Here is a 6,932-nt window from a genome sequence, read left to right as displayed (position 1 = left end):
TTGAGAAATGTGCTCTGAGAGCAGGGCTATGCCCGCAAATGTAAAACCACCGGCTAAGCCGGTGGATATTTATTCGTCTAAAATAAATCTTCATATATTTTTGAAATGACTTTAGAAAGATTTTGAAAAGTTGGTTCTTTTTTGATTTCTTCTAATGTTGTGTTATTTGAGATTAAAAATGATAAGTAAAACCATAATTTAAAGGCGTTAGGATTATTTTTTTGTATTGAAACAAGAAAAACAATATCTACATATTCATCATCCCATAAAATGGGTTTTGGTAATATAGCAACAGAAATAAAAGATGTTTCACTTGAAAAAATTTCAGGATGTGGTATTGCTAAATAATTACCAAAATAAGTGGAAGTAACATTTTCGTGATTCATAATTGAATGATATAGTTTTTCATCTGCTAAGCCTTGCTTATAAGCCATTTCATAAAGACATTTTATAACGGCGTTTTTAGATGGAGCATCTCCATAATAGAACAAATCTTCACTAAAACAATCTAAAATATCTTTTGGGCCATTGAACCCCTCTAGAAGTAATTCAATTTTCTTGATATCAGTGTCATTTAAAAAATAAGAAATTTTTTGTATTTTATTATTATTAATGAATATATCATTTTCAGTTGTACATATTACATTATAATTATCCACATTAGTAGTTGATAACGAATTTTTAGGAATAATTTTAACTTCTTTTATTGATGGGAAATTTCTCAAAATATTATTTTGAAGCAAAATAGTCTCACTTCTTCTTAAAGAACTAATGATTAACATTCTTTTCTTTTTTTGTAGAGAATTTTCATCTATATAATTTACAAAATGTAAAGCAACATATGTAATTTCATCATCTAAAATTTTTTTATCACTTGGTATAATTGTATTGGTGAAAGTAGAAGCTAGGTCATATGCAAGTGTGTATTTTTGCTTAATATTGAATGTCATAATATTTCTTAACTGCATATTAGTATTTATACGAGTTAAAAGAGGTAAAATATGTAAACCTAATGATATTCGTAGATTGAGATTAGAGGTAAAATCTAAACCAAATATTTCTTTGATTTTATATAAGCCTAAAAAAACTAAATTATTAATTTCATCAGTAATAAATTCCTGTTTATCAAATTCTCTTTTACCATATAAATTTAAGGCTAGAAAAAAGATTTCATCATCATTAAACTCAAAATTATATATATCTGCACATTTTTCTAATATATTTTTTGAAATGTCGATGACATGTGCATACACTGGCGATATATTTAGTGAATCCATATGAATAAGATGACCTGACTTAATACGATTAACAGTAGTAACAATATGCAAGATAAGGTTTTGAAGGGCAATATCAGAAATTATATAATGTGAGTGAGTGAGAATTTTAATAACAATATTATTTATATCATTAATATGTTCATGTGAATTAAAAGTATGTGTAATCTCATCACAAACCAAATTTTTAATTTTTAATTTTTCTTGAATAATATAATTACGAATATCATTTTCTTTGCCAATAATTTTAATACCATAATAAGGTTTAGATATAAGAGTTAAATGATATGAAGATAATATGTTTTTAGCTAATTTAATGTCATTAGATATTTGGGAACGGCTTATATACATTTCATCTGCTAAATCTGCACTTTTTAAATAATCATTTGAATCTAACAACCTAGAAATCATATAGGAAATACGAGAAGATTGGTCTTCAAAAAATTGATTAAGGTTATAATCTTGTATGATTGAATTCATAAATATATTAGCAGTTTCTTGATTAGTGATAGACATACAAATACAATTTTTGTTATTTTCGATATATAAACCATGTTCTTTAATGGTTTCCTTTATTTCAGCAATATCAGTTTGTATAGAGCGAATGCTTAAATGAAACTGATCTGTAAAGACTTGTAGAGAAACAGGTGCATCTAAGTTTGAAAATAAATTTAGTAATATTTCATTTTGACGTTTGGTGAGCATAAAAAATACCTCCTAATCTAATAATATTATAAGTATATTTATTATATCATAAACCTTAATTGAGAAAAGATTTTACAATTTGATTTTTATTGCACTGTTTTTCATAAAAATTTTGAAAAAAAATACAACCAAATTGTTTCATTAATTTTAGGAAAAAGTATGTAAATATCTAAAAACTGATTTGTGATAAAATCACATTGTAAGGAAAGTAAGGATTATAAGAATAAAATAATATAGAGGGAGGGTAAAAAAGTGTAATAATCATTATGTATTCTTACTTATTTTGAAATAGAGATGGAGGTGATAGAGCATGATAAATATTTTAGTAGTAACTCATGGAAATTTTGGTAACGAATTAATTAAAAGTGCAGAAATGATTGCTGGAAAGCAAGAGAATATTGAGTCGCTAGGCTTATTTGTAGAAGATGATTTTGATATGTTTAAAAGTAAAGTGAAAAATAAAATTAAAGAATTGGAAAATGAAGAAGGTGTGTTAGTGCTCGTCGATATGTTTGGGGGGACTCCTTCTAACGCATCATTTGCAAATTTAAATAATTTAGATTTTGAATGTGTAACAGGTTTGAATTTGCCGATGATGTTGGAAGTATTAATTAATAGAAATATAAAAACACTTAAAGAACTCGTGAATATAGCAGTTGATGTTAAAAAAAATAGTATATTTAATTTAAGGGACATAGTTTTAGAAAAATGATGGAAAGGGGAAACTAAAATGGAAATAGGATTAATTAGGGTAGATAGTAGACTTATTCATGGACAAGTTATTACAAAATGGTTAAATTATTCCAAAGCAAATGTAATTGTTGTTGTTGATGATGAACTCTCAAAAGATAGTTTTATGTCAGAAATATACACGGCCTCTGCTCCAAATGGAATTGTTGTAGAAATTTTAAGCATTGATGATTTTATGAAAAATACTGTCACTCATAAATATAGTAATAAAAGACTTTTAATTTTATTAAAAAATATTGAAACAGTTTATGAACTTTACTTAAGACAATTTAAAATGAAACATATTCAACTGGGAGGATTACCAAGCGGTGTAGGAAAAAAAGCAATATACAAAGCTATTTATCTTAATGAAGAGGAAATTAATAAATTAAGAGATATTGCCAATTCTGGTGTGTATATTGATATGCAGGTTATACCAGAAGATACAAAATCTGATTTAATGAAAATGATAAAATAAGGGGGATAAAAAATGGAATTATCATTAGCGATTTGTGCTGGATTATGGTATTGGATTGCCAGAACACAAGTGGGATATACATTACATGCAATTTTATGTCAGCCATTAGTAATGGCGCTACCGTTTGGATTGATTTATGGGAATTTATCACAAGCAATGATTATTGCCGCAAGTATTCAAATGGTGTATTTAGGATTAGTAGGAAATGGAGGAAATTTACCGGCTGATGAATGTTTGGCTGGATGTGTAGCAATTCCAATTGCTTTAGTTAGTCAAATGGATCCTGGACAAGCAGTTGTTTTAGCGATGCCCTTTGGATTAATTGGAGTTTTACAAGATCAACTTAGAAGAATTATCAATGCTATTTTTCTTCATAGAGCAGATAAAATGGCAGAGGTTGGAAACATAAAAGAGATTGAACGTTGTGCAATTGTGTATCCAATAATTTTAGGATTCTTTTTAAGATTCCCAATTGTATTTGCGATTACATATGCAGGTGCTGATACAGTGCAAAATATTTTAGCTTCTATGCCTGAATGGATTACGCATGGATTAAGTGTTGCAGGAGGTGTTTTACCAGCGATGGGATTTGCAATGACAATTTATATTATTGGAAAAAAACAATATTTACCATTTTTCATTATTGCATTTTTCATGGTTCAATATTTAAAAATTAATGTAATGGCTGCTGCTATTTTTGGAACTTGTATTGCATTGTTAATTGTTTTATTGAAAAGAGAAAAAAATACGGAGGGAGCTATTTAATATGGATGAAGTAGAAAAAAACAAAACTGTTGAGAAAGATATGAAAAAATTAGTTAATAAATCATGGTTTAGATATTGGCTTTCAGCTGAGATGTCAAATTCATACGAAAGACTACAATCATTATCGTTTTGTTATAGTATCATTCCTGTTTTAAAAAAATTATATCCAAATAAAGAAGAATTTGGAGAGGCGATTAAGAGACATTTAAACTTTTTTAATACTGAACCAACTTGGGGCTCACCAATTTTAGGAATTGCAATTGCTATGGAAGAAGAAAAAGCAAAAACTAAGCAAATACCAGGAGAGGCAATTACATCGTTAAAAACAGGATTGATGGGTCCATTAGCAGGAATTGGTGACACAATCGATTGGGGCACATTAAAAACAATCATTTATGGTATTGCTGTTACTTTCGCATCATCAGGTAATATATTAGGGGCATTTATTCCTTTGGCATTTACATGTTTAACTTTTATTATTGGTAGGTATCTAACGAATTTCGGTTATACTGTTGGAAAGGATTCAGTAAAATCTATATTACAACAGGGATGGATTAAGGAACTTATTTTTGGAACAAGTATTTTGGGATTATTCATGATGGGGGCATTAACAAGTAATTTTGTTGAAATAATAACACCATTATCTTTTGAAATAGCAAAAGGGCAAACGCTAGCTATTCAAGAAATTTTAGATAGTATTGTACCAGGTTTACTACCTTTGTGTGCGGTGTTTGGTATTTATTATTTCTTAAAAAAAGGAAAAGTTAATTATGGAGTTTTAGCTATTGGAATTGTAGTTATTTGTTTAGTGGCTTCATTTTTGGGAGTTTTATAGGATGAAAAATGTAGTGATAGTAGGGGCAGGTAAGGAAGGAAAAGGAACATTTGGTGATATATTTTATGAAAATAAATGGAATATAACTTTTATTGATAAAGATGAAAACGTTATTAATTCATTAAACGAGAAGAATAGTTATATAGTTGAAGCCCTATATGAAAATTATAACGAAAAACATATTATTGATCATTATCATGCATATCTTATTGATGATTACAATAATAGTTATGAATCTATTCTTAATGCTGATGTTATCGTTTTGGCATTATATCCTGAAGATATAAAAGAAGCTTTAAGTAAATTGAAGTTTTCTTTGCAAAAGAGAATAAAAAGTAATTATGAACAAAAATTAACAATTTTATGTGGAACAAATAAAAATCACATGATATCAAAATTAGAAAATTTCTTATTAGATGATTTAAAAATCGAAAAGAAATGGTACTGTTCAAATGTTGCGCTACGGGACATGATTATTAGAAGAAGTTCTAATTCTGATGCAAAAGATGCTGTTCAATTAACTACGAAGATAGTACAAACGTTATTAATACAAAGTCCTGTCTATTTTGATATTTCTAAATTTAAATGGTTTGAATTAAATAATAATTTGGAAATGATGAAAGATATTAAATTATTTACCTATAATTCACCACATGCAGCATGTGCGTATGTTGGTTATAAGTACGGATATCAAACTATTGAAGAAGCGAGTAAAAATAAAGACATTAAAACAATTATGGAAGCTTGTGTTTTAGAAGCAAAAAAAGGTATTTTATCCTCGTTTGAAATTACAGCAGAAGAATTAGATGATTTTGTTGATGCACCGAAACCAAATGGAGAAGAAAAGGAGTATATTACAAGAGTTGCATTGGATCCAATTAGAAAACTATCCAGAAATGATAGATTAACAGGAATAGCGATGATTTGTATGGAAAATAATATTGAATGTCCAAATTTGATTAAAGCAATTGCGTATGGCATGAGTTACGATTGTAAAGAAGACATATCAGCAAAAAAGATTCAAAATCTTATTCTTGAAAAGGGAATTAAAAAGGCAATTAGCGATGTGATTGGTGTTGATGAAATGCATCCAATTATAAAGAAGATACAAAATGAATATTTAAAAATAAGATAAAATAAATAAAAGTCTATTTATCAAAATTTAAAACTTTGAAATTAGACTTTTTTATTTAATAAGCATATGGAAGAGTCGGGCGTTTATTAAAAACAAAATTAGATTACAGTAAAAAATCTATGAAGTATATTTAAAATATGCCTCAGATGTAAATATCCATGTTTATTCAATTGATGGGGTTTTTATTGATGCAACGTGCTATCTTAAGACTGTCAATAAATTTCCAAAGGAATTTGCAAAAATGATTATTCAGGATATTTATAAAACAACGGGAATAACAGCTACAGCAGGAATAGGTACAAACTTATATCTTGCGAAAGTGGCAATATGCTTATCATAAACGAGAAAAATACATAAGTACAAGGCCTGTACAGAAGAATCATATCATACTATGCCAGATGGAATACTAATAGGTTGTGACTTAGATAAAAACGGAAATGTTAGGATAATGCATATGGATAACGAAATCATGTAGCAAGGGGAAAATAAATAATGATAACAAAAAAATTAAAAGCAATCTTGTCCTTGCGTGGTCTTGCATTTGCAGATTATGCACGTAAGTTAGGAATAACATGATAATCCTTAAATAAAAAAAGAAAAAATAACACTTATAAAATAAGTGATATTATCGAATTTGCGGAATTGACGAATGCAAAATTAGTGCTTATCGATGAAGAAACAAACGAAATTTTGATAAAGTTTAACAAAGAAAATCTAAATGAAGAGGAAAAATAAAAAAGAACTTATAAGTTCTTTTTTATCAATAAATTTCGGTAATTCTATAACAATACATCTTATGTTGTTATTATTTTCGCAGTTCTATACTAAAGACATAATTTCAATACACTAATATGTTGTTATTGGATATCTTTATTATAGTACATTAATATAGAAATGTAAATTTCAAAAAAAACAGTATGGCTAATGATTAAAGAGTTATTGATATTAATAAAATTTATGCGATAATATTAAACGGTGATTATTGTGAGAGACAGAGAAATTATAGCAAGA

6 protein-coding genes and 1 pseudogene are annotated in these 6,932 nt (G+C 27.6%); 6 read left to right on the top strand and 1 reads right to left on the bottom strand.

Annotated elements, in window-relative coordinates:
* Positions 1–77: 77 nt before the first annotated feature.
* Complete coding sequence (locus KTF99_RS16605) at positions 78–1,979, bottom strand: BglG family transcription antiterminator (RefSeq protein ID WP_009301229.1); 1,902 nt, start codon at positions 1,977–1,979, stop codon at positions 78–80.
* A gap of 310 nt (positions 1,980–2,289) precedes the next feature.
* Between KTF99_RS16605 and KTF99_RS16600 the strand changes: the two genes are divergently transcribed.
* From KTF99_RS16600 to KTF99_RS16575, 6 genes and pseudogenes are all read left to right on the top strand, one after another.
* On the top strand, positions 2,290–2,691 hold the full coding sequence (locus tag KTF99_RS16600) for a PTS sugar transporter subunit IIA (protein WP_009301228.1): 402 nt from the start codon (positions 2,290–2,292) through the stop codon (positions 2,689–2,691).
* Between the two features lie 18 nt (positions 2,692–2,709).
* A complete protein-coding gene (locus tag KTF99_RS16595; RefSeq protein WP_009301227.1) occupies positions 2,710–3,186 on the top strand; it encodes a PTS system mannose/fructose/N-acetylgalactosamine-transporter subunit IIB in 477 nt (158 codons plus the stop codon).
* A 12-nt stretch (positions 3,187–3,198) separates the two neighbouring features.
* Complete coding sequence (locus KTF99_RS16590) at positions 3,199–3,951, top strand: PTS mannose/fructose/sorbose/N-acetylgalactosamine transporter subunit IIC (RefSeq protein ID WP_009301226.1); 753 nt, start codon at positions 3,199–3,201, stop codon at positions 3,949–3,951.
* A 1-nt stretch (position 3,952) separates the two neighbouring features.
* Positions 3,953–4,786, top strand: a complete 834-nt coding sequence (locus tag KTF99_RS16585; RefSeq protein ID WP_009301225.1) for a PTS system mannose/fructose/sorbose family transporter subunit IID — start codon at positions 3,953–3,955, stop codon at positions 4,784–4,786.
* Between the two features lies 1 nt (position 4,787).
* Positions 4,788–5,921: a hypothetical protein gene (locus KTF99_RS16580; protein ID WP_009301224.1), complete on the top strand. Its 1,134-nt coding sequence runs from the start codon at positions 4,788–4,790 to the stop codon at positions 5,919–5,921.
* A gap of 112 nt (positions 5,922–6,033) precedes the next feature.
* Positions 6,034–6,249 (top strand): annotated as a pseudogene (locus KTF99_RS16575) (Y-family DNA polymerase); the annotation flags it as partial.
* Positions 6,250–6,932 lie beyond the last annotated feature (683 nt).

Origin of the sequence: Erysipelatoclostridium sp. MSK.7.34 (assembly GCF_019041935.1) — a bacterium.
Taxonomy (GTDB): Bacteria; Bacillota_I; Bacilli_A; order Erysipelotrichales; family Coprobacillaceae; genus Thomasclavelia; species Thomasclavelia ramosa.
This window is presented reverse-complemented; position numbering and strand designations above follow the sequence as displayed.

Bases quoted from the DNA above. Each gene is read 5' to 3' on its own strand.
- KTF99_RS16605 (WP_009301229.1), bottom strand. From the start codon at position 1,979: ATGCTCACCAAACGTCAAAATGAAATATTACTAAATTTATTTTCAAAC.
- KTF99_RS16595 (WP_009301227.1), top strand. From the start codon at position 2,710: ATGGAAATAGGATTAATTAGGGTAGATAGTAGACTTATTCATGGACAA.
- KTF99_RS16600 (WP_009301228.1), top strand. From the start codon at position 2,290: ATGATAAATATTTTAGTAGTAACTCATGGAAATTTTGGTAACGAATTA.
- KTF99_RS16580 (WP_009301224.1), top strand. From the start codon at position 4,788: ATGAAAAATGTAGTGATAGTAGGGGCAGGTAAGGAAGGAAAAGGAACA.
- KTF99_RS16585 (WP_009301225.1), top strand. From the start codon at position 3,953: ATGGATGAAGTAGAAAAAAACAAAACTGTTGAGAAAGATATGAAAAAA.
- KTF99_RS16590 (WP_009301226.1), top strand. From the start codon at position 3,199: ATGGAATTATCATTAGCGATTTGTGCTGGATTATGGTATTGGATTGCC.